Annotated in this window: 21 protein-coding genes and 1 tRNA gene; 3 read left to right on the forward strand and 19 right to left on the reverse strand. The window is 41.7% G+C overall.

What is annotated here, in order from left to right; all coding sequences use genetic code 11:
- Window positions 1–83 precede the first annotated feature (83 nt).
- Window positions 84–155 (reverse strand) — tRNA-Arg (locus tag M3182_RS05135).
- 4 nt (window positions 156–159) lie between these two features.
- Here M3182_RS05135 and M3182_RS05140 point away from each other — a divergent pair.
- Entirely contained in the window at window positions 160–309 is a 150-nt protein-coding gene (locus tag M3182_RS05140) for a hypothetical protein (RefSeq protein ID WP_251426231.1), read from the forward strand.
- A gap of 128 nt (window positions 310–437) precedes the next feature.
- The gene (gene clpP, locus M3182_RS05145) at window positions 438–1,058 is read left to right on the forward strand and encodes an ATP-dependent Clp endopeptidase proteolytic subunit ClpP (RefSeq protein WP_349774421.1); all 621 of its coding nucleotides are present in this window, start codon (window positions 438–440) and stop codon (window positions 1,056–1,058) included.
- An 838-nt stretch (window positions 1,059–1,896) separates the two neighbouring features.
- On the opposite strand, the gene M3182_RS05150 is transcribed toward clpP, so the two are convergent.
- From M3182_RS05150 to M3182_RS05220, 15 genes are all read right to left on the reverse strand, one after another.
- Window positions 1,897–2,154 carry an HPr family phosphocarrier protein gene (locus tag M3182_RS05150; RefSeq protein ID WP_251557223.1) on the reverse strand — a complete coding sequence of 86 codons (258 nt, stop codon included), beginning with the start codon at window positions 2,152–2,154 and terminating at the stop codon, window positions 1,897–1,899.
- Window positions 2,155–2,174: 20 nt separating this feature from the next.
- Window positions 2,175–3,125 carry a DNA-binding protein WhiA gene (gene whiA, locus M3182_RS05155; RefSeq protein WP_251426234.1) on the reverse strand — a complete coding sequence of 317 codons (951 nt, stop codon included), beginning with the start codon at window positions 3,123–3,125 and terminating at the stop codon, window positions 2,175–2,177.
- A 123-nt stretch (window positions 3,126–3,248) separates the two neighbouring features.
- Window positions 3,249–4,202 carry a gluconeogenesis factor YvcK family protein gene (locus tag M3182_RS05160; RefSeq protein WP_285867118.1) on the reverse strand — a complete coding sequence of 318 codons (954 nt, stop codon included), beginning with the start codon at window positions 4,200–4,202 and terminating at the stop codon, window positions 3,249–3,251.
- Window positions 4,199–5,092: an RNase adapter RapZ gene (rapZ, locus tag M3182_RS05165; protein ID WP_251426235.1), complete on the reverse strand. Its 894-nt coding sequence runs from the start codon at window positions 5,090–5,092 to the stop codon at window positions 4,199–4,201. The genes M3182_RS05160 and rapZ overlap by 4 nt, the downstream gene beginning before the upstream one ends.
- 71 nt (window positions 5,093–5,163) lie before the next feature.
- Window positions 5,164–5,622: an NUDIX hydrolase gene (locus M3182_RS05170; protein WP_251426236.1), complete on the reverse strand. Its 459-nt coding sequence runs from the start codon at window positions 5,620–5,622 to the stop codon at window positions 5,164–5,166.
- Window positions 5,623–6,018: 396 nt separating this feature from the next.
- Complete coding sequence (trxB, locus tag M3182_RS05175; protein ID WP_251426237.1) at window positions 6,019–6,969, reverse strand: thioredoxin-disulfide reductase; 951 nt, start codon at window positions 6,967–6,969, stop codon at window positions 6,019–6,021.
- A gap of 267 nt (window positions 6,970–7,236) precedes the next feature.
- Window positions 7,237–8,727, reverse strand: a complete 1,491-nt coding sequence (locus tag M3182_RS05180; protein ID WP_251426238.1) for a tetratricopeptide repeat protein — start codon at window positions 8,725–8,727, stop codon at window positions 7,237–7,239.
- A gap of 749 nt (window positions 8,728–9,476) precedes the next feature.
- On the reverse strand, window positions 9,477–10,121 hold the full coding sequence (gene hisIE / locus M3182_RS05185; RefSeq protein WP_251426239.1) for a bifunctional phosphoribosyl-AMP cyclohydrolase/phosphoribosyl-ATP diphosphatase HisIE: 645 nt from the start codon (window positions 10,119–10,121) through the stop codon (window positions 9,477–9,479).
- Entirely contained in the window at window positions 10,118–10,876 is a 759-nt protein-coding gene (hisF, locus tag M3182_RS05190) for an imidazole glycerol phosphate synthase subunit HisF (protein ID WP_251426240.1), read from the reverse strand. Before hisF ends, hisIE begins: the two co-directional genes overlap by 4 nt.
- Window position 10,877: 1 nt before the next feature.
- The gene (hisA, locus tag M3182_RS05195; RefSeq protein WP_251557231.1) at window positions 10,878–11,609 is read right to left on the reverse strand and encodes a 1-(5-phosphoribosyl)-5-[(5-phosphoribosylamino)methylideneamino]imidazole-4-carboxamide isomerase; all 732 of its coding nucleotides are present in this window, start codon (window positions 11,607–11,609) and stop codon (window positions 10,878–10,880) included.
- A 19-nt stretch (window positions 11,610–11,628) separates the two neighbouring features.
- The gene (hisH, locus tag M3182_RS05200; protein ID WP_251557243.1) at window positions 11,629–12,249 is read right to left on the reverse strand and encodes an imidazole glycerol phosphate synthase subunit HisH; all 621 of its coding nucleotides are present in this window, start codon (window positions 12,247–12,249) and stop codon (window positions 11,629–11,631) included.
- Window positions 12,250–12,837, reverse strand: coding sequence for an imidazoleglycerol-phosphate dehydratase HisB (gene hisB, locus M3182_RS05205; protein ID WP_251426243.1), 588 nt, complete (start codon window positions 12,835–12,837; stop codon window positions 12,250–12,252).
- 130 nt (window positions 12,838–12,967) lie between these two features.
- Window positions 12,968–14,239 (reverse strand): histidinol dehydrogenase, encoded by a 1,272-nt coding sequence (hisD, locus tag M3182_RS05210; RefSeq protein ID WP_251426244.1) that lies wholly within the window; start codon window positions 14,237–14,239, stop codon window positions 12,968–12,970.
- 74 nt (window positions 14,240–14,313) lie between these two features.
- Window positions 14,314–14,937 carry an ATP phosphoribosyltransferase gene (gene hisG, locus M3182_RS05215; RefSeq protein WP_251426245.1) on the reverse strand — a complete coding sequence of 208 codons (624 nt, stop codon included), beginning with the start codon at window positions 14,935–14,937 and terminating at the stop codon, window positions 14,314–14,316.
- Window positions 14,934–16,118: an ATP phosphoribosyltransferase regulatory subunit gene (locus M3182_RS05220; RefSeq protein ID WP_251426246.1), complete on the reverse strand. Its 1,185-nt coding sequence runs from the start codon at window positions 16,116–16,118 to the stop codon at window positions 14,934–14,936. Before M3182_RS05220 ends, hisG begins: the two co-directional genes overlap by 4 nt.
- 725 nt (window positions 16,119–16,843) lie before the next feature.
- Between M3182_RS05220 and M3182_RS05225 the strand changes: the two genes are divergently transcribed.
- Entirely contained in the window at window positions 16,844–18,373 is a 1,530-nt protein-coding gene (locus tag M3182_RS05225; RefSeq protein WP_251557245.1) for a BCCT family transporter, read from the forward strand.
- A 909-nt stretch (window positions 18,374–19,282) separates the two neighbouring features.
- On the opposite strand, the gene M3182_RS05230 is transcribed toward M3182_RS05225, so the two are convergent.
- From M3182_RS05230 to M3182_RS05240, 3 genes are read right to left on the reverse strand one after another with little or no spacing between them, the layout of a single operon-like run.
- A complete protein-coding gene (locus M3182_RS05230; protein WP_251426248.1) occupies window positions 19,283–19,822 on the reverse strand; it encodes an acyltransferase in 540 nt (179 codons plus the stop codon).
- Between the two features lies 1 nt (window position 19,823).
- Window positions 19,824–20,471 carry a pyrophosphatase PpaX gene (gene ppaX, locus M3182_RS05235; protein WP_251426249.1) on the reverse strand — a complete coding sequence of 216 codons (648 nt, stop codon included), beginning with the start codon at window positions 20,469–20,471 and terminating at the stop codon, window positions 19,824–19,826.
- Complete coding sequence (locus M3182_RS05240; RefSeq protein WP_251426250.1) at window positions 20,455–21,405, reverse strand: nucleoside recognition domain-containing protein; 951 nt, start codon at window positions 21,403–21,405, stop codon at window positions 20,455–20,457. Before M3182_RS05240 ends, ppaX begins: the two co-directional genes overlap by 17 nt.
- Between the last annotated feature and the right edge of the window lie 6 nt (window positions 21,406–21,411).

A 21,411-nucleotide genomic window follows, 5' to 3' on the forward strand; every position in this document is an offset into this window, starting at 1 on the left:
GATTCTATGAGTTTAAGGAATGGAGGAATTTCTTAAAAAAACAGAAAACTCCTGATTGAATGTTCAATCAGGAGTAGTTTTAGCGCCCTCGTCAGGATTCGAACCCGAATTTCAAGAACCGGAATCTTGCGTGCTATCCATTGCACCACGAGGGCAAATATGAAAATGTGTAAATCTGCATTAGCAGTACGAATTCCTATTATAGAGGAAGATCCTAAAAAAAGCAAGATTATTTGTTTTAAATTTATCAAGACAGGGTATGATGGGAGTGTGAGAACGCATGTAGTGGCCAAGGATATTGTCGAATAATTCCTTAAGAAGTAGTAAGTGATTCGTTTGACCTTAATTGACCATTCGTGTATCATTAAAATACATAGAAATACAGGTTCAGCATGATTGTTGGTTCGTCACTTAATAGTCTTGCGTCCTGAGAAAGAATATGTACAAAGGAGGAACAAAGAATGAATTTAATTCCTACAGTTATCGAGCAAACAAACCGCGGGGAACGTGCTTATGATATTTATTCCCGCCTTCTAAAAGATCGCATTATTATGTTGGGAAGTGCCATTGATGACAATGTGGCAAACTCTATTGTAGCACAGCTTTTATTCTTAGAAGCAGAGAATCCAGAAAAAGATATCTCCATCTATATTAATAGCCCTGGCGGTAGCATCACAGCTGGAATGGCCATTTACGATACAATGCAATTTATTAAGCCAGAAGTTCAAACAATTTGTATTGGAATGGCTGCATCGATGGGTGCTTTCTTACTAGCAGCTGGTACAAAAGGAAAGCGTTATGCCCTTCCAAATGCGGAAGTCATGATTCACCAACCACTTGGTGGCGCGCAAGGTCAAGCAACAGAAATTGAGATTGCAGCAAAACGCATTCTTTTCCTTCGCGAAAAGCTAAATGGAATTCTTTCTGAGCGCACTGGTCAATCACTTGATGTGATCGAGCGTGACACTGAGCGTGATAACTTCATGACAGCAGAACGTGCAAAAGAATACGGACTTGTTGATCATATTGTTACCCGCAATCCAAACGAAAAGAAATAAGATGACTAACCCCAGCGAAATTCGTTGGGGTTTTATTTATTTTTACTAAAAGTCTTTTTCTAATAAGACAAGTTGCAAATTCTTTATTTTAGGAGATTGAAATTGACAACACCCCCTCGGTTACCATTGGTCCCTTTTTCATCCGAGCCGGGCAGCGAGACTGGCCCTCACTTCCCTTGTGACCTCTTTTTTCACCCGGACGGGCAGCGAGACTAGCCCTCAGTTCCCTTGTGACCTCTTTTTTCATCCGGACGGGCAGCGAGACTGGCCCTCACTTCCCTTGTGAACTCTTTTTTCATTCGGACGGGCAGCGAGACTGGCCCTCACTTCCCTTGTGACCTCTTTTTTCATTCGGACGGGCAACGAGACTGGCCCTCACTTCCCTTGTGAACTCTTTTTTCATCCGAACGGGCAGCGAGACTGGCCCTCACTTCCCTTGTGAACTCTTTTTTCATTCAGACGGGCAGCGAGACTGGCCCTACTTCCCTTGTGAACTCTTTTTTCATCCGAACGGGCAGCGAGACTGGCCCTCACTTCCCTTGTGAACTCTTTTTTCATCCGAACGGGCAACGAGACTGGCCCTCACTTCCCTTGTGAACTCTTTTTTCATCCGAACGGGCAACGAGACTCACTCTCGGTTACCATACAATCCATTTTTTGAACCGGACGGACAACGAGACTTGCTCTCGGTTAACCTACAATCCTTTTTTGAACCGAACGGGCAACAACAAACTCACTCTCGCCACAAACTTCATGGATTGATAAGTAGAGTCCTACTATCCATATCGCAATTCCATAACTCCATAAAAAAACTCGCTCCTTCATCAGGAGCGAGTTTTTAAGCTTCTTTCTCGATATAATTGCTTAGTTTTGTTATTGCTTCTTCTTCATCGTTTCCTTCAACAATAAGATTGATTGTGGAGCCAACGCCCACAGCCAAACTCATTAGTCCCATGATGCTCTTGGCATTTACTTTTTTGCCATCTTTCTCAAGAAAAATATCTGAAGAAAAACGGTTTGCCTCTTGAACAAACATAGCAGCAGGACGTGCTTGCAAGCCTGTTTTCAATTTTACAGTTACTTGTTTCTCAACCATTATGCCCTCTCCCTTAAGTATTATTTTTTCTGTATTGTTCCTCCAGCCCGAAGCTTGTCAGCAATCTCATCAATTTTTCTAAGTCGATGATTAATTCCAGATTTACTGATGGCTCCACCAGAAACCATTTCTCCTAATTCCTTCAAAGTCACATCCTGATAAGCAACACGTAATTCTGCTATTTCTCGTAGTTTTCCAGGAAGAACCTCTAATCCTACTGTGTTTTGTATATAGCGGATATTTTCAACCTGACGTAAAGCTGCGCCAATTGTTTTATTTAAGTTTGCTGTTTCACAATTAACCAAACGATTAACGGAATTCCGCATATCTCTAACAATTCGGATATCCTCAAAACGAAGGAGTGCATTATGTGCTCCAACAACATTTAGGAATTCAGTAATTTTTTCTGCTTCTTTTAGATAAGCAATAAATCCCTTTTTTCGCTCAATCGTTTTACTATTCAGCCCGTAGGTATTCATTAACTCACATAAAGATTCGCTATGCTCTTGGTACATTGAAGCAATTTCTAAATGGTATGAAGAAGTTTCAGGGTTATTGACGGAACCACCTGCGAGGAAAGCTCCTCGTAAGTAAGAACGCTTACAACATTTCTTTTTCACTAAATCCTCAGATATATGATGGATAAAAGAAAAGCCATCTCCAAGGATTTTCAAATCTTCTAGAATCTCTTTAGCAGACTCTTTTAAGCGAACGATATAAACATTATTTTTCTTAAGCCGCATCTTTTTTCGGACAAGAAGTTCTACCTGTATTTGATAATTCATTTTTACTAAGGTATAAATCCGCCGTGCAATAGCTGCGTTTTCTGTTTGAATGTCTACAATCAGCTCGCGGTTTGAAAAGGAAAGAGAACCATTCATGCGGATAAGAGCTGAAAGTTCTGCAATGCTGCAGCATCCCTTAACCTCAAGATTGGTTAACTCCTTCTTCGTAACCGAAGCGAAAGACATCCCCCTCACCTCCTACATTTAAAGCAGAAGCGTCCGGTAAGACGCTGCAGCTAAGCAGCCACTTTCGCGGAATAGACGATTCTACTTCTATTACGCGTTATATCCCTTATTGGTTTCATTTTTTTAAATAAGTGAATATAAAATTTCTGCTACTTTTCTAGTATCATGACGTATGACGTTTCCTTCTAAGTTTGCTATTTTTTCCCGAACGACATGAATCCCAAGCTTCTTAAGGCGTTCATAGTCAAATTCTACAGGTTTTGCTAACTCTTCTTTGTATCTTAATTCAATCTCAGGCGGAATCTCTTCATTGTTCAATAGAACCATATCAAGAAATGGTGATTCCATATGGTCGTAAATCGCTTTAATATGATCGCTAGCTGTAAAATTAAGCGTTTCTCCAGCTTGTGTCATTAGGTTGCAGATATAAACTTTTTTTGCTTTTGCTTGGCAAACGGCTTTTCCAAGATCTTTTACTAGGAGATTTGGCAAGATACTTGTGTAAAGACTACCTGGACCGATGACAATCAAATCTGCCTGTCTAATCTCTTGTAATGTTTCCGGTAGAGGTTGTACGTTTACTGGGTCGAGAAAAACACGTTTAATCTTTTTCCCTGAATATGGAATTTTCGATTCCCCACTCACGATCGAACCATCTTCCATTTCCGCATTCAAAATGACACTTCGATTGGCCGCCGGCAAGACTTTTCCTCGAACGTTCAAGACTCGGCTCATCTCTTGTACAGCGTGAGAAAAGTTTCCCGTAATCGAAGTCATAGCAGCTAAGATTAGATTTCCAAGTGAATGACCTGAAAGCTCATTAGCGGTATTAAATCGGTGTTGAAACATTTCTTCGACTAGGGGCTCGACATCCGATAATGCTGCAAGAACATTTCGAACATCGCCCGGTGGAGGGATTTGCATTTCATTTCGCAATCTCCCTGAGCTTCCTCCATCATCAGCAACCGTTACGATCGCCGTAATATCCACGTCATATTTTTTCAACCCTCGAAGTAACACAGGGAGACCGGTCCCACCTCCGATGATGACGATTCTCGGTTGAGCATCGATTCTCATGTCGACTTTTCCTTCCTCTTTTCAATATCACGATGAGTAATACGTGTTAAATAGTCTTGTTCAAAATGCTTTGCAATCTGTTCAGCCAAGGCGACAGAACGATGCTGACCACCTGTACAGCCAATCGCAATGATTAATTGTGCTTTCCCCTCACGTTTATAATGAGGCAGCATAAAGCTTAATAAATCAAGGACCTTTTCAAGGAATTTGTGGGTCTCGTTCCATTTCAGTACATATGTTGAAACTTCCTCATCCAATCCAGTTTTCGGACGCATGTGGTCGATATAATGAGGGTTCGGTAAAAAACGAACATCGAAAACTAAATCCGCATCAATAGGAATACCATGTTTAAAGCCAAAAGACATCACATTGACTGTGAATGTTGATTTCTTATTATTTGAAAACTCTTCGTGGATTTTCTCGCGAAGCTCTTTTGGTTTAAACATCGAGGTATTATAAATCACTTGTGCTCTGCCTTTTAATTCCTCGAGTAGTTCTCGCTCCAACTTGATTCCTTCAAGCGGTCTTCCTTTTTGAGCCAAAGGATGAAAACGCCTTGTTTCCTTATATCGTCTAACTAGCGTTTCATCTTCTGCATCGAGGAACAGGATTTTGGGCGCTACCCAAGAAGTCTCAGCCAAATCATCAAGCGCTTTAAAAAGAGAATCGAAGAATTCTCTTCCCCGCAAATCCATAACCAAAGCTACTTTATTCATTTTATTTCCAGATTCTCTCATTAATTCGAGAAACTTCGGAAGCAAGGTTGGTGGGAGGTTATCTACACAAAAGAAGCCCAAATCTTCAAAGCTTTGAATTGCGACTGTTTTCCCTGCACCCGACATTCCTGTAATAATTACCATCTGGGTATCATTTGTCGATCCGGTACTCATAATAATTCCTCCCGAAAAGAAAGTAAGATTCATGTATAGTAAGTATTGTGAAGAATATATGTTTAGACGACCTAATTAGGGTCTAGTCGATAGTTAATCAATTCCATATCCGGAGTGTACGTAAAAGTCCCATAAATAATCCCTTGACCATGTACCATGTAATCAAGAATATGGTAATCACCTGCAGCCATCGGTAGGTTTTTTATCTCTTCTGTATCATGCCAAGCAAGTTCCCCTTCTTCAGACCTTTCAAGATGAACACCTGTAGACTCAGTTGCATTAAAAGTAAACATCATCCATTCGTTTACCACTTGATCCCCATCTTTTATAACAAAGGTAAAAATTCCTTTGATCTTTGGGTTTAGGAGATAGATGCCTGTTTCTTCGCGAAATTCACGAATACAAGATTCTTTGGCAGTCTCCCCTGGTTCCATTTTCCCACCAGGAGCAACCCACCACCCTCGGCGAGGTTTTTGAAGCAATAAGACTTTTTTATCTTTAACGAGAAGACAATTTGCTACCCGTTGCATGGGGTCCACCTTCTTTTAAATATATTATGATTTAAGTTATCCTGCCATTTCATCTGATAACAAGACTTCCGAACTCTTCATTGTTTTCATTATACTATTTTTAGATACCTCTCACAATGAATCGAAATCCGATAATTTTGTCAAAAGTTCCCTTAATTGGAAATAGTTCCTCATACCTAGTGTTATATTCCTAAAAGACAGTCTGTACTATATGAAGGCAAAAAAAATTGCACAGGCTGTGCCTGTGCATTAAACAAATATATTTTTTAAAAGGGGGTCAATTTGTAATTTCATTGTACCTGATTAATGTTTCACTACTGTTACAGTTGAGTTAATTAAAAATTACGTTATTGTTTATGTTTAGTTAAGGCGAACTTTGACGACCCTTTTACTATTTTAAGCTTGTGCTTTTAACTTTTCCTTCAATTCTTCAACATAATGCTGCGCTTGCTGAGCTGCGATACTTCCGTCTCCAGTTGCTGTTACAATTTGGCGCAATGATTTTTCACGGATATCGCCAGCAGCAAAGATGCCCTCTACCTTTGTTTCCATATTTTCATTTGTTTCGATATAACCGTTGCTATTTGTAATTCCAAGGCCTTCAAATGGCTTTGTTAATGGCACCATCCCAATATAAACGAAGACACCATCTGCTTTGAATTCTTGTTCTTTTCCGTCTTGTGTCGATACAAGGGTCAAGCTGCCAACTTTTCCGTCTTTATCATGGATTTCTTTGACTGTATGGTTCCAGATAAAATCAATTTTATCATTGGCAAACGCGCGATCTTGTAGGATCTTTTGAGCACGTAGCTCATCGCGACGGTGAACGATGGTTACTTTTGAAGCAAAACGTGTTAAATACACGCCTTCTTCAACCGCTGAGTCTCCACCACCGACAACGACCAACTCTTTTTCTTTAAAGAATGCACCATCACAAACAGCACAGTAAGAAACACCGCGACCGCCAAGCTCTTGCTCACCTGGGATACCTAATTTTTTATATTCTGCTCCAGCTGAAATAATAATCGCATGTGCTTTGAACTCTTTTGAGCCTGTGACAACTGTTTTATATTCTTCACCATCGATGATTTCTTTTACATCTCCGTATGCATATTCAGCACCAAACTTTTTGGCGTGGTCAAACATTTTCGTAGAAAGCTCTGGCCCCAAAATACTGTCAAAGCCTGGATAGTTTTCGACATCTTCCGTATTCGCCATTTGACCGCCTGGCACTCCACGTTCAAGCATAAGCGTTGAAAGATTCGCACGTGATGTATAAACCGCAGCCGTCATTCCCGCTGGACCCGCTCCAATAATAATGACGTCATATACTTTTTCCTCTGACATCTTATTCAACTCCTTGTCTCTCCATCAGATTATCGTAAAATGATAAGCCTCACTTTAATATTTAGTATCTACTACCTATCCTTATCCTATAAAACAAATAGCGAAGAGTCCAAATTTTTGCTTACAAAAGCGCGCAGACGATTACTATCCCTCGACTAGCGTCTAAATAATGACAAATGATGTCGCTCCTTGCCATCAACTGTATAAAAAAGGTGCCAGTCCCATCCAAAAAATGGATGGTGCCTGGCACCTTACATTTTATTTCCATTAATTTAAGCATTCACTCACAAGTTCGATATACTTGTTTAGGGTTGAGACGGAGAGTCCATATTTCTGAGCAACAGCGTTTTTGGTGATTTTGCCTTCACGTAGTTTCTCCCAAACATATTCAACAGCGGCTGCCCAGGCTTTTTTATTTTTCAAATTCAAGCCTTCTTTGACAGCTTCCTCAAAAACAGCAAACCAGACTAAATAAATGCCTGCCTCTGTATGATTAATCGGTTGATGGAAATCATATAGAACAAGTGCTGTTTCATGACCACCAATGACAGACTCCATTTCTGGATTGAGCACACCTGATTGAACATAGGATAAATACGTCTTCTCTAGACTAGTCAATTTTTCAGTTATTTTATTTGTTGCTAAGATCTTTTCTTTTTCATCTGAAACAGAAGTTAAAAATAACGCAAACAATCTCTCTTCCGGATGGTCACTCTGGAACCGATTAATGATGGTTGTCACTTGGGAATTTAGGGTAACTTCTTCCGTTCCCCACGGTTCATTCCCTTGCTTTTCAGGATTGAACTCGAGTACCTTTTTCCAGTAAGCCTTAGCCGCTTGTTCACGTCCAGTATGATAGGAAGATATGGCCAACCAATAATAAAAGGCTCCATCCCCTTCATGCCCATGCTTCCGTAGGCGATTTAACCACTTGTACCCTAGTTCAAATTCGCCAACCAAAGAGAAAGTCGCACCCAGTTTAAACTGCTGCTCCATCAATAGCGGTTGAATTTTCGCAAGGGATTTTGTTAGCTCTTGGACTTCAGTCGGCTGGTTTTGGTAATAAGCAAACACCAACTTATTGCAAAGTGCATGCAAATTGCCAGGGCTTTTTTCTAGCACCTGTTGCAAAATTTCATTTGCCTTTACCGGATTCCCTAAATAGAAATAAGCTAACGCCAAGTTATTGTAAGCTGACCAGTATTCAGGATAGTCCTTAACCAACTCTTCGAAAATCTCAATCGCCTTCGTAAACTCACCTGCTTCAAGCAGAGACCTTGCTTCTTCTTGCTTGACAATTAAGCTATCCTCTTCAAAGAGAGCATCCTCAATGTCATCTGCTTCCATCATAATCAACTCAAGCAGTTCTTCCGCATCATCTATGAATTCCCCATCGCGGTTTAATTCCAAGTATAAGTTTGCATGATGATATGCATCTTTAAACAAGCCCATATGAGCGTAATTATTTGCTAAAAAATAATGGCATTCTACCATTTCTTCATCCAATTCTTCAAGGATCGTTTTCAGTAAGCCGATCGATTGCTGGTAGTCGCCTAGCTCGGTTGCTACAATCGCAAGCTGACAGACAATCATCGGTTCACCTGGTTCAAGCTGCATCGCACGGCTGAAATATTTATGAGCCCGTTGCAAATCACGCCGGTGATACGCTTTGACCCCTTTGGTGAAATAGTACTCACCTGTCGGGACAAATGACAGTAGTTGCCCTTTTTGTTTGATTGCTTTAGAGTCTTCTCCCATTTTGTCCTCCACAAAAGGTTTTTTAACCAAGTAAGTATAACATAGCAGAACGGGTTGGGTGAAGGGGTTGTTTGGAATTGTCTTGTTGGTTCGCTGATTGAATTGTCTTCTTTGGAGACCTGGACGTTTGCCTTGTGGGGATATTTGGAAATCGAGAGGGAGTATTTAACAAGACCATACCAAATTACACTGTTGTGTGGTTTCCAGATTATCCCGTTTGTAGAGTAAATTACTGTTTTCGTAGAGTATTCACTTGATATTGTAGAGCAAATCGATTTTTTTGTAGAGTAAACGCAATATGGGGCTCACAGCGATAAAGAGGTAAAAAAATAGGTAAACTTCTGCTTAAAAATAATATTCCGCATACACCGACCTACCCTGCCTATATCATCCCCATGACCGAAATCCTAACCAGCATTCAATGTCCTGTTTGCTCTACCTACAGGATGTACCGTTTGAATCGTGGCTGGATGTGTCCCACCTGTAGCAATCTATCAAAAAAGGTACATGTCCAAGCATTGAATGATTATTTTCTATTAATTCACCCAAGTATCTCCAATTGACAATGTCAGGAATTTTTCCATTTTCCTAACCAAAAAATGATTTCAAAATTGCTTTCAACGATGGAACTCGCACGTACTGGTTCTCATAAAAACCGACTTTATTTTCCACCTCTCACTTAATAAGAGTCACTTCTATAATGAAAAAAATAACCGACCAAGACAACATCCTGGTCGGTCACCATAATTCTATTTCTTTTCCATATGCCGTTTATCTAACACACCTAAAACCTCTTTAAACGGTAGTTCCTGTTCACGAAGTAATACAAGTAAATGGTAAAGCAAATCTGCTGATTCCCATTTTAATTCTTCCTGATCGCGGTTTTTGGCAGCGATAATCACTTCGGAAGCTTCTTCGCCGACTTTTTTCAAAATTTTATCGACGCCTTTTTCAAACAAGTAAGTCGTATATGCACCTTCTGGACGCTCACGCTCACGGTCTGCGATCACTTGCTCTAGTGCTTTTAAGATTCGATAATCCGACAAATCCGCTGCCTCATCAACTGAGGCTTCGCCTGTTAACAAGCTTTCTGAAAAACAACTAACACTACCAGTATGACAAGCTGGGCCAGCAGGCTCTACTAGCACGACGAGGGCATCGCCATCACAATCATACTTGATTTCTACGATTCTTTGCGTATTGCCACTAGTCTCACCTTTATGCCAAAGTTCTTGACGCGAACGGCTGTAAAACCAAGTTTCTCTCGTTTCAAGTGACTTTTCTAACGACTCCTGATTCATATAAGCCACCGTTAATACTTCACGCGTCAGCGCATCTTGAACAACGGCTGTGATTAACCCTTTTTCATCAAACTTTAAATTCTCGATGTTCATCGAACTTCCACTCCTTTATCACGGAGGTAGGCTTTTACTTCTGCCACCGATGTCTCTTTATAATGAAAAATAGAAGCAGCCAACGCGGCATCTGCTTTTCCTTCGATAAAAGCATCTACAAAATGGTCCGCGTTCCCAGCCCCACCTGAAGCAATAACAGGTACCGTCACTGCTTCACTTACTGCCTTCGTTAACTTCAAATCAAAGCCTTTCTTTTCACCATCACTATCCATGCTCGTAAGTAAGATCTCTCCTGCACCAAGACGAACAGCCTCACGTGCCCACTCAATCACTTCACGGTCTGTTGCCGTTCTTCCTCCATGGGTGTAAACACGCCACGAACCAAGTTCTGGGTCATATCTGGCGTCAATTGCAACGACGATACATTGGCTCCCAAAGAAATCGGCTCCTTCTGTGATTAAACTTGGGTTCAGAACCGCTGCTGTGTTTAAACTTACCTTGTCTGCTCCAGAGCGCAAAATTCGCTTCATATCTTCAAGCGAGTTGATGCCGCCCCCAACTGTAAAGGGAATCGCTAACTCAGAAGCCACAGCTTTTACGACTTCAACCATTGTTTTACGTCCTTCATTCGAGGCGGAGATATCAAGAAAGACAAGCTCATCTGCTCCTTGTTCGTCATAAAAACGCGCCAGTTCCACTGGGTCTCCTGCATCACGAAGTTGAACGAACTGTACCCCTTTTACCACACGTCCATCTTTTACATCCAAACATGGAATGATTCGTTTCGTTAACATTTTATTGATTCACCGCTTTCAATGCTTCTTGGACGGTAAATCGCCCTTCATAGATGGCCTTGCCGACAATCGCCCCAGCTACACCCTTGTCCTCAAGCTTTTGCAGAGCTAATAAGTCTTCTAATTGGCTGACGCCTCCTGAAGCGATCACGTCTTTTCCTGTCTCTTCAGCCATTAGTTGAATGGCCTCTAAATTGGGACCTGACAACATCCCATCTGTCGCAATATCGGTAAAAATAAAAGTCTCTGCTCCCGCATCCGCAAATCGCTTTCCTAAATCGACCGCTTTTACTTCAGATGTAGAAATCCATCCATGTGTGGCTACATAGCGATCTTTAGCGTCAATTCCGATTGCAATTTTACCAGGATATTTACGAACCATTTCTTCTGCGAACTCCGGATTTGAAACAGCAATACTCCCAATAATGACTCTCGAAACACCATTCTCTAAATAGTGAGCGATATCGGCTTCACTACGAATCCCGCCGCCAATTTGAACCTTCGCGTTTAACTCTTGAGCCGCCTTTATCACATATGTATCATTTACCCGTTTACCATCACGGGCGCCATCAAGGTCGACCATATGAATCCATTCCGCTCCTGCCTCGACAAAGGATTTCGCCATATCAAATGGAGAATCACCATATACCGTTTCTTTTCCGTAATCTCCTTGAAGCAATCGTACACACTTTCCGCCCCGCATGTCGATTGCCGGATAAATAATAAAACTCATTGTACGCCCTCCTCTCTTTTTACTGTGCTAACTTTGTAAAATTACTGAGTAATTCCATTCCAAAAGCACCGCTTTTTTCCGGATGGAACTGCATCCCAAAAACGTTATTACGCCCAACAACAGCTGGTACCTCTACGTCATAATCACTGACTGCAATCAGCACGTCTCTGTCGGTTGTCTTTACATAATAAGAATGAACAAAATAAACATGTCCTGGTTGAACACCCTCGGTTAGCTTTGATTCATTAACAAACGTTAATTGATTCCAGCCCATATGTGGTACTTTATACGCTTCTCCTGATGGTGTCTGACCTGGAAAACGTTCGACTGTTCCGGGTAACAAGCCTAACCCTTGAGTGACTCTATTCTCTTTGCTTTCTCCAAATAAAAGCTGCATCCCTAAGCAAATGCCAAGCACAGGTTTTCCTGTTGCCGCGAACTCACGAATCATGTTAGCCAACCCAAATTCGTTTAGGCGCTGCATAGCATCAGGAAAAGCACCAACCCCTGGCACCAATAAAGCATCAGCAGTTTTTAACTCATCCTTATCTTCTGAGAGAAAGTAATCAGCATTCAATCGTTCAAGTGCCTTACTGACACTGAACAAATTGCCCATGCCATAATCAACGATTCCGATCATTTACAGCATTCCTTTCGAAGACGGAATCCCTTTAACTCGTGGGTCAATCGTTGTTGCTTCATCTAATGCACGCGCTAACGCTTTGAAAACCGCCTCAATCATATGGTGGGTATTGTGACCATAGTGAACAATCACATGTAAATTCATTCGCGCTTCCAGAGCCAGTTTCCATAAAAATTCATGAACCAATTCCGTATCAAAAGTTCCTACTTTTTTGGATGGAAATTCTCCCCGAAGCTCAAAATGAGGACGATTGCTTAAATCAACAACAACTTGAGCCAAAGCTTCATCCATTGGCACAAAAGCATTTCCGTAACGCTTGATTCCTTTTTTATCCCCTAATGCCTCTCGAAGAGCCTGACCAAGGCAAATCCCAATATCTTCTGTTGTATGATGATCGTCTATTTCGATATCCCCTTTGGCATCGACTTTTAAATCGAACTGTCCATGCTTTGCAAATAAATCAAGCATATGAGTTAAAAAAGGGACACCTGTTTCAAGTTCAGAAAAACCTTCTCCATCTACTCCTAAACTTAACTGAATATCTGTCTCATTTGTTTTGCGATTGACCGTGGCCACTCTCTCCATTGTACTTACCTCCATCACAGACTCTATTATTTATTTTTTCTTTTTTTATCCAATAGCCTAAATCTATTTTTCACATATTTTAGCTATAAAATTGATAATTAGACTTGAAAAGCCAAGTTAACTGTAAGGATTAAAATTTCTTTAATCTGGTCTCCACGGCACGTGCATGTGCTTCTAACCCTTCAAGGCGGGCAAATGCGGCGATCTTGGCACCGTTGTCTTGCATCGCTTTTTTACTATAAGAAATAATGCTCGACTTTTTCTGAAAATCATCGACACTTAATGGGCTTGAAAACCGAGCTGTTCCATTTGTGGGCAACACATGATTCGGGCCAGCAAAGTAATCACCAACTGGTTCGGAACTATAACGTCCAATAAAAATCGCGCCTGCATGGCGAATTTGACCAACTAACTCCATTGCATTCTCCACGATAACTTCTAAGTGTTCAGGCGCCAATTGATTCACCACGTCGATCGCTTCATTTAGATCTTTTGCTAAGTAAATCGCGCCAAAATCTTCGACCGATTTTCCAGCGATTTCTTTTCGAGGTAAAGTTTCTAACTGTGCCTTTACTTCAGCTTGTACCGCTTCTGCCAAACTTGCTGACGGAGTCACCAAAACACTGCTTGCTCTTGTATCGTGCTCTGCTTGCGATAAAAGATCGGCGGCAATTTCATCTGCATTAGCAGTATCATCCGCAAGTACCGCTATCTCACTTGGACCAGCAATCATATCAATATCCACATCGCCGAATACTTCCCGCTTTGCTAACGCGACGAAAATATTGCCTGGTCCAGTAATTTTATCGACTGCTTGAATGGTTTCCGTCCCATACGCTAATGCAGCGATTGCTTGAGCTCCACCTATTTTATAGATTTCTGTTACGCCAGCAATATCGGCTGCAACTAGCACGCCAGCTGGAAGCTTGCCATCTTCTCCCGGAGGAGAAACCATAACAATTCTTTCAACACCTGCTACCTTAGCTGGAAGAACATTCATGAGGACGGAAGATGGGTACGCTGCCGTTCCACCTGGCACATAAACACCAGCCGAATCCAGAGCTGTCACTTTTTGACCCAAAATCGTTCCATTTTCTTCTGTCGTGATCCAAGAGTTGCGCTGTTGCTTTGCATGATAGTTTTGGATATTTCGAGCTGCTTCGCGAATAATTTCCACTAACTCACTAGAAACTTGCTTATATGCTTCTGTTCGTTCTTCTGGCTCAACTTTAAACGTTTCTAATTGTACTTTATCGAACTTTTCCGTATACGCACGCACTGCAGCGTCCCCAGTGGTACGGACATCTGCAATGATTTTTTGTACGGCTGCTCTTTGCTCTTCTGTCCCACTATCAACCGACCTTTTAATTGAAACATCTCCACTGACTTTTACAATCTTCACCTTGATCATCCTTTCGATAGAGCACCGCTGGACTCTACCAATCTTTCAACTCTTTTCACCGGCCAAACGGCCGCTTAGATCACTTCGCTTAACGATGCAACCATTTCAGAAATTCGTTGGTCCTTAATTCGATAGCTTACGGGGTTTACAATTAACCGCGAAGTAATTGGCGTAATGGTCTCATATTCCACCAAGCCGTTTTCCTTTAACGTTCTTCCCGTCGAAACAATATCAACAATTCGATCTGCAAGACCGATGATTGGAGCCAGTTCAATGGAACCATTCAATTTAATAATTTCTACTTGCTCCCCTTGTTCTCTAAAGAAAGTTGCCGCAACTTTTGGATACTTAGTCGCTATCTTCGGGGCGACATCATTCATTTTCGTATTTGGCAGTCCCGCAACGGCTAAATAACAACCGCTTATTTTTAAATCAAGGACTTCATAAACGTCCCGATCTTCTTCCAGTAATACATCTTTTCCGGCAATTCCAAGATCCGCCACTCCGTGTTCAACATATGTGGCCACATCTGTAGGTTTTGATAAAATAAAACGAAAATTTTCTTCTTCTACATCAATAATTAACTTCCGCGAGTCATCGAATTCCGGCGGCAGTTGATACCCTGCCTTACGCAGTAAATCGACGGCTTCTTCAAAAATCCGTCCTTTCGGCATGGCAATCGTTAATGGTTCTATCATTTCGCAGGCTCCTTCCCTACGTTTCCAACTAAAAACGTCACATTTGAGTATTTATTTGAGCAGGCATCAAGATCTTTAACCCCGCTTATATCCTGAAGCACGACATGCCTCCCAGCTTGCCTCCGCTCTTTCGCTTGTGCGCAAGCCTCTTTTCTACGCTCAGGGCTAAATAAAATACATTCAATTGGCACTGTTTCATCCAGTTCTCCTATTGCTTCTAGCAAACGGTCTAAGCGAATCGCAAAGCCTGTTGCACCAGTAGACTTTCCAAATTTCTCTAATAGACTGTCGTATCGTCCACCATTTCCAATTGGAAAACCAACATTGCCCGCGTACACTTCGAACAAGATTCCCGTGTAATAGCTCATATGGCTAACAAGTGATAAATCAAACTTTATATATTTGGTAACATCATAATCATTTAAAATATTCCATAACTCTTGAAGCTCCAGAATGGCTTCCTTTCCATTGCCGTTTTCAATTAAATCGAGTGATTTCCCGATAACTTCACTTCCACCTCGTAAATCAAGAAAAGAGATCAGTCGTTTGCTATCAATAGAGGAAAGTGGTAATGACTTGACATGCTCGCGGTATCCAACATAATTTTTTTCATATAAAAATTGGATTAATTCACGTGCTCGGTCTTCGTTCCCAAGTATTTGGACGAACAGTTCTTCAACGAACCCAGCATGACTAACAGATAACTGAAAGTTTTCAAGACCCGCTTCTTTTAATGCTGAGACAGCTAAGGCAATCATTTCCCCGTCTGCGCTTACGGTTCCGTCTCCTATGCACTCAACCCCTACTTGTTCAAACTCTGCTGGACGGCCACCCTCCCGCTGTTGCGCTCGAAAAACATTGTCAGAATAAGCTAAACGAAGGGGGAATTCTTCTTTTAAGAGCTTAGAAGCCGCAACCCTCGCAATTGGACTAGTCATATCAGGACGAAGCACAAGCGTGTGACCTTGCTGGTCGAGGAGCTTAAACAATTGCTGATCAAGAATCGCCGAAGCTGTACCAACTGTTTCATAATATTCAAGTGCTGGAGTAGCAATAAATTGATAACCCCAACGCTTCATTTCCATTTCAAGTGCAGTGCGCACATGCTGTTTTGTTTCATAAAGTTTAGGAAGCGTGTCCCGCATACCTAATGGTTTTTCAAACATGAATAACTGACTCATTAATTTTCACCCTTTATTAATTGGCTATTGTTCTTTTCGTTCCGTTCAATAGATACATTTCAATTATCCAGTATTGTATCAAAAGTTAAAATACTTTAGTTCGCTAATATGGTAATGAAATAAAGTTATATGTAGTTTACCGTTTTCTTACTTTTCCGTCAAGAAAAAAACGCTGCTCACCTAGATAAAGTCTTACCTCGGTGATATTAATCCATTCGCTATCATTGTAGGACAAACTATTTCATTAACTAGAATTGGCTATTTTCCGGGAAATTCCTTTATATTTCGTGTTTATTTACATCATCGACTCGAATTCTCCCGATTTAATGAAAATTCAGGATGTCCCTGAACTTGTGCGAACATTTAAAAGTTTGTTAACATAAACTAAGAAAGGAGGAATGACTCCAAAAGTAAGAATTCAGGTCATAGGCTAAAAAAAGGAATTCTTTTTCCTACTTTCACAATGTGTCTTCTTTGCTAAAAAGAAGGGGAACTTTCTTAAGCAAAGAACGATTGGGTCCTTCTCGGATTTCGCAGCCGAGCTAGGCTCCAAAGTGAAGGAGACTGTTAAATTGTGAAGATAGGAAAACGTATTCTCGCCGAATTTTTACCACTATCTCTAACCTCATGAGCGCCTCTTGCTCTATGTTTATCGTGGTGACCCCCTTCGTTCTTACTTTTCAACATTTTATTTGCGGAAAAAAAGATCCGGAAAGGGAGAGTTGATGTTTAACAACAAATTAAATAGTGTCTTTTGGGTTTCAGCCATTACTTTAGGTATCTTTGTATTAGTTGGAGCTTTATTTCCTACTACCTTTGCTAAAGGTGCGAATGCTGCATTAAATTTCACTACTACATCCTTTGGCTGGCTCTATCTACTAGCTATCTTTATCTTCACGGCTTTTCTGATTTTCCTTATTTTTAGTAAGTATGGGAATATCCGCCTTGGTGGCCAAGATGAGAAACCTGCCTATTCCGTCTTCACGTGGATTGGAATGTTATTTTCTGCTGGTTTTGGAATCGCTCTCGTTTTTTATGGAGTAGGAGAACCAATGACGCATTTTAATGATGTTCCAGTCACCGGTGTGGAACCACTTTCCGAACAAGCTGCGCGAATCGCGATGGGTTACTCCTTTTTCCATTACGGAGTTAGTCAGTGGACAGTCTTTGCCATTGTTGGCCTAATCATGGCCTATTTCCAGTTTAAAAAGAAGAAAAATGGCTTAGTCTCTACGTCGTTAACACCGCTAATTGGAAATCGGAAAAAGCTAAAAAATGGAATTGATATTCTTGCAGTTGTGGCAACCGTTATGGGGGTAGCGACCTCTTTAGGAATGGGTATTATGCAAATCAATGGAGGGTTAAACTCTGTATTTGGAATTCCTACTGGTATTTGGCCACAACTAGCAATTGTTGCTGTGATGACGGGTTTATTCTTAATTTCGTCCTCGACCGGTTTGGATAAAGGAATTAAGTGGTTAAGCAACCTCAATCTTGGTGCAGCCTTAGTATTGATGTTATTTGTTTTCATCACAGGACCGACAGTGTTTATTCTTGATACCTTCATCGTCGGAATCGGTGATTATTTGTCCAACTTTATCAACTATAGTTTCCGTCTAAATCCTTATACCGAGGATAATTGGTCACGTGAATGGACGGTCTTCTATTGGGCTTGGGCAATTGCATGGTCCCCATTCGTCGGTGCTTTCGTCGCTAGGGTCTCAAGAGGACGTACGGTGCGTGAATTTATCCTTGGTGTCATGTTCGCCCCACCTGCAGTCGCATTAATGTGGATTGCCGTATTTGGTGGCACAGCTTTACACATGGATTTATTCGGTGGTACCAATATCGCTGCAGCCGTAAATACCGATATTACCAATGCATTATTTAGCTTGTTCGACCAGCTGCCATTGTCTTTTATGGTGTCTGTGTTAACTATGTTGTTAATTTTAACCTTCTTGGTCACATCAGCCGACTCAGCGGTCTATATCTTAAGTAGTATGACAACGGGTGGTAGCTTGAATCCACCGATTCGAGTTCGTGTAATTTGGGGAGTATTAATGAGTTCCATTGCAACCGTTCTCCTAATAACAAGCGGTTTAGCTGGACTTCAGACGGCATCAATTGTAGCCGCTTTACCATTCACGATCATCCTCTTGATGATGACCTTTACGCTTTATAAAGTGCTAAAACAAGATGTAGCTTCAACGGATGCGAACCAAGTAAAGGCCAAAAAGAAAAAGAATACAGCTTAATAAAAAAACAGCGAATTCCCTTCGCTGTTTTTTTGCGTGTTTTTTGACGGGCAGTGTTGCATTTCCAACAAGTTCGCCTGCCTCGATGACCGTTCTCTTCTTTTTTTACCTTGTGCGGGCACTGATGACGACTCTCGGTTACCGTTCTCTTCTTTTTTTACCTTTCACGGGCATTGACGACGGCTCTCGCTGACGGCTCTCGGTTACCGTTCTCTTCTTACTTTACCTCGCACGGGCACCGATAACAGCTCTCGGTTACCGTCCTCTCCTTTTTTTACCTTCTTCGGGCACCGATAACGGCTCTTGGTTACCGTCCTCTCCTTTTTTTACCTTCTTCGGGCACCGACGACGGCTCTCGATGACCGTTCACTCTTTTTTTCTCCGCGCACGGGCACCGATAACGGCTCTCGGTTACCGTCCTCTCCTTTTTTTACCTTCTTCGGGCACCGACGACGGCTCTCGATGACCGTTCCCTCTTTTTTTCTCCGCGCACGGGCACCGATAACAGCTCTCGGTTACCGTCCTCTCTTTTTTTACCTTCTTCGGGCACCGACGACAGCTCTCGATGACCGTTCCCTCTCTTTTTCTCCACGCACGGGCACCGACGACAGCTCTCGATGACCGTTCCCTCTTTTTTTCTCCGCGCACGGGCACCGATAACGGCTCTCGATGACCGTTCCCTCTCTTTTTCTCCACGCACGGGCATTGACGACAGCTCTCGATGACCGTTCCCTCTTTTTTTCTCCGCGCACGGGCACCGATAACGGCTCTCGGTTACCGTTCTCTCCTTTCTTCTCCGCTCTTGGCACAAAAATAACCTACCTTTCAACACCTACACAAATGCACGTTCTCCTACTTCTCTCCCCTTAAACTCAAACGAGCACAGTAAAAAACCTGTAGCGTCCCTAGCTACAGGTTTGTTTTCTTCCCATATATCGGATCATCGGCCCAGCGCTCTGCCAATTGCTCCTTCGTATAAATGACTCGCATCGGATTGCCACCAACAAAGGCGCCAGCTGGCACATCTTTATGGACAATGGTTCCAGCCGAGACAAACGCACCATCCCCAATTGTTACTCCTGGCAAAATAGTCGAGTTTGCCCCAATCATCACTTCATCGCCAATGAGGACATCCCCGAGTCGGTATTCTTTGATTAAATATTCATGAGCTAGAATGGTTGTGTTGTAACCGATGACTGTATTGCGGCCAACACTAATTTTCTCCGGAAACATCACATCTAGCATGACCATCAACGCAAAACTCGTTTGGTCACCAACTTTGACTTTTAAAAACGTCCGATACATCCAATTTTTCACCGCTAAAAAAGGTGTGTAACGTCCAAGTTGGATCACAATAAAATTTTTAACAACCTTCAAGAAAGGAACGGTTTTGTAAATATGCCAAAGCGAATTTGCGCCTTCAACGGGATAGCGAACCGTTTTTCTCATGTCACTTCACCCCAAGGATGGGTAGCAAATCTGGCATACGATCCAACATATAATCTGGATTGTATGTCGCAAGATGGTCTTTTCCTTTCAATGTCCAAGCGACTCCTGCCGTTGTAGTCCCAGCATTTTTTCCAGCTAGAACATCATGATGGTTATCACCAACCATTATCGCAGTCTCAGGCTTTGAGTCTAAAATATCCAATGCTTTATAGATTGGCTCAGGATCTGGCTTCGCTTTCGTCACATCATCAAGGGCAACAAGCACTTTGATATACTTATCCAAACCTGTCAACGCCAAGCCCATTTTTGCTACATCCGCAAGCTTTGTTGTCACAACTGCAAGTTTATAACCATTTTCGCTTAGAGTTCGAATTGTATCATTTACCCCTTCGAACTCAGTCACGAGACGATCATGATTCGCAATATTGTACTTCCGGTAAGTACGAATCATATCTTCAGCTTTTGTTACATCCATCCCCTCGAAAACCTCTTTTAATGGAGGCCCCATGAATGGAAGGACATCGTTCCGTTTATACTGACCAGGGTAGTATTGCTCCAATGTATGAAGATACGAAGAAACAATAAGTTCATTTGTGTCAATTAAAGTACCATCTAAATCAAATAATAGTGTATCAATTTGATTGTTCATAGATTGCTGCCTCTCCTTTCGCAACGTCGACTCTATTCCAGATAAACGCCACCGTCATGGTTAATAAAATGGCTACTACTACGCGAATGAGCAGCAAGGGAAGCACTGGAATCCCAAGCGGAATAAAAATCAATGTATCCTCAATCACCGCATGACATGCTACTAAAAAGATAAAGGCAATCGTTGCGTCTTTTTTCGTTACTCCATCCTCTTTTACTGCTTGAATCATCACACCTGCACCCATCGCCAATCCAATCAGTAAACCGGAAGCAAGGGTCATCGAGGTATTCTCCTTCATTCCCAACATTCTTGTGAATGGGGAAATCCATTTAGAAAACAGATCAAGCCATTTCAAATCTTTTAAAATCTGAATCATTATCATCAATGGAATGACAATAATCGCAATTTGTAAGATTCCTAAACCTGCTTTTTCTACTCCTTCGATTGCAATTGCACCCCAACCAGTTGGCTGTGCCTCTTGAGCAGGTATCATACCGTATTTGGCGATTTCAGAACCACCGTTCCACACCAAATTAATTACTATTGCCGACAAAAACGCTAACCCGAGCCGCACAACAAGAACAATCCATAGTTTAACGCCAACCTTTAACGCAACCCCTGATTCGATGAATAAATTATGCGAAAATGAAAGCATAACGGCAATGATGAAAACTTCTTTCACCGTTAATTCTAGCGAGAGGATTGCGCCAATCCCCGCGTAAAGATTTAAAAAGTTCCCTAGTACAAGCGGAATGGCTGCATCCCCTGATAAACCAATCAATGCCATTAAGGGTGTAATTGCCTCAATGACCCAAGGCAAGACTGGAGTATATTGTAAAATAGTCACAATCAGTGTCACTGGAAAAATAATCTTTCCAAGTGTCCACACAGTTTGCAAACCAACTAGACTCCCTTTTTTTAATGAAGACACCATTGAAGC

This window comes from Mesobacillus maritimus (assembly GCF_023715205.1).
Taxonomy (GTDB): Bacteria; Bacillota; Bacilli; order Bacillales; family Cytobacillaceae; genus Mesobacillus_B; species Mesobacillus_B maritimus_C.

Excerpts from the sequence above, each read along its gene's own strand:
- hisIE (WP_251426239.1), bottom strand. The coding sequence starts at position 10,121 with ATGAACATCGAGAATTTAAAGTTTGATGAAAAAGGGTTAATCACAGCC.
- trxB (WP_251426237.1), bottom strand. The coding sequence starts at position 6,969 with ATGTCAGAGGAAAAAGTATATGACGTCATTATTATTGGAGCGGGTCCA.
- M3182_RS05140 (WP_251426231.1), top strand. The coding sequence starts at position 160 with ATGAAAATGTGTAAATCTGCATTAGCAGTACGAATTCCTATTATAGAG.
- M3182_RS05160 (WP_285867118.1), bottom strand. The coding sequence starts at position 4,202 with ATGAGAATCGATGCTCAACCGAGAATCGTCATCATCGGAGGTGGGACC.
- rapZ (WP_251426235.1), bottom strand. The coding sequence starts at position 5,092 with ATGAGTACCGGATCGACAAATGATACCCAGATGGTAATTATTACAGGA.
- hisB (WP_251426243.1), bottom strand. The coding sequence starts at position 12,837 with ATGGAGAGAGTGGCCACGGTCAATCGCAAAACAAATGAGACAGATATT.
- M3182_RS05225 (WP_251557245.1), top strand. The coding sequence starts at position 16,844 with ATGTTTAACAACAAATTAAATAGTGTCTTTTGGGTTTCAGCCATTACT.
- M3182_RS05230 (WP_251426248.1), bottom strand. The coding sequence starts at position 19,822 with ATGAGAAAAACGGTTCGCTATCCCGTTGAAGGCGCAAATTCGCTTTGG.
- hisG (WP_251426245.1), bottom strand. The coding sequence starts at position 14,937 with ATGATAGAACCATTAACGATTGCCATGCCGAAAGGACGGATTTTTGAA.
- whiA (WP_251426234.1), bottom strand. The coding sequence starts at position 3,125 with ATGTCTTTCGCTTCGGTTACGAAGAAGGAGTTAACCAATCTTGAGGTT.
- ppaX (WP_251426249.1), bottom strand. The coding sequence starts at position 20,471 with ATGAACAATCAAATTGATACACTATTATTTGATTTAGATGGTACTTTA.
- M3182_RS05180 (WP_251426238.1), bottom strand. The coding sequence starts at position 8,727 with ATGGGAGAAGACTCTAAAGCAATCAAACAAAAAGGGCAACTACTGTCA.
- M3182_RS05220 (WP_251426246.1), bottom strand. The coding sequence starts at position 16,118 with ATGAGTCAGTTATTCATGTTTGAAAAACCATTAGGTATGCGGGACACG.
- hisA (WP_251557231.1), bottom strand. The coding sequence starts at position 11,609 with ATGAGTTTTATTATTTATCCGGCAATCGACATGCGGGGCGGAAAGTGT.
- hisH (WP_251557243.1), bottom strand. The coding sequence starts at position 12,249 with ATGATCGGAATCGTTGATTATGGCATGGGCAATTTGTTCAGTGTCAGT.
- M3182_RS05170 (WP_251426236.1), bottom strand. The coding sequence starts at position 5,622 with ATGCAACGGGTAGCAAATTGTCTTCTCGTTAAAGATAAAAAAGTCTTA.
- hisF (WP_251426240.1), bottom strand. The coding sequence starts at position 10,876 with ATGTTAACGAAACGAATCATTCCATGTTTGGATGTAAAAGATGGACGT.
- M3182_RS05240 (WP_251426250.1), bottom strand. The coding sequence starts at position 21,405 with ATGGTGTCTTCATTAAAAAAAGGGAGTCTAGTTGGTTTGCAAACTGTG.
- M3182_RS05150 (WP_251557223.1), bottom strand. The coding sequence starts at position 2,154 with ATGGTTGAGAAACAAGTAACTGTAAAATTGAAAACAGGCTTGCAAGCA.